At 50.3% G+C, this 531-nt stretch carries 1 protein-coding gene; it reads right to left on the bottom strand.

Annotated features, from left to right (window positions below; translation table 11 throughout):
- On the bottom strand, nucleotides 1-369 hold a 369-nt coding region (locus tag EVC45_RS45125; protein ID WP_129964419.1), incomplete at its 3' end, for a hypothetical protein.
- Between the last annotated feature and the right edge of the window lie 162 nt (nucleotides 370-531).

The following is a 531-nucleotide window of genomic DNA, read 5'->3' as shown; positions in this document are numbered from 1 at the left end:
CCTGATCGCTGGCAAGCTCAACTTCACTTCGATCAACCCGCATACTGCATAACCCATTTGAATTTCAAAAGAGCCATAAATATCCGGCCTCTTGATCCAATTTCCAAGTGCGAACACGAACAAGCTTACGAACAACATCAACGCCATCCAATACACCACTCGACGCGACAGTGATTCCAATAAATCGCGTTTGACAAGGAGATTCTGCTCGGCACTGAGTGCCGCGACCGGTCCTCGAACAAGATTCACAAATTCACCGAATCTGCGGCGACCGACTTTGTGAGCTGTTTCACTTGCGCTCAGTGATATCCTGGCCCCGGGCTTTTCGTCCACGTCAGAATCACGTCGCATTTGAGTACTGGACGCCATAGAAGGCCTCCTCGGAGGGGCATTTTCGGCATACGCCCCTTTGTGCTAGTTACGTTTCACCGCCATCACCTTCACCCGCCTTCGCTCGATATTTTGGGCTTATGTTTTGCCAGCAAGGTCAATAAGGTGTGTTCAGAAACCGGTTTCGACAGAAGCTTCATG

Origin of the sequence: Paraburkholderia sp. UYCP14C, from assembly GCF_004197395.1 — a bacterium.
In the GTDB taxonomy this organism is placed as follows: domain Bacteria; phylum Pseudomonadota; class Gammaproteobacteria; order Burkholderiales; family Burkholderiaceae; genus Paraburkholderia.
This window is presented reverse-complemented; position numbering and strand designations above follow the sequence as displayed.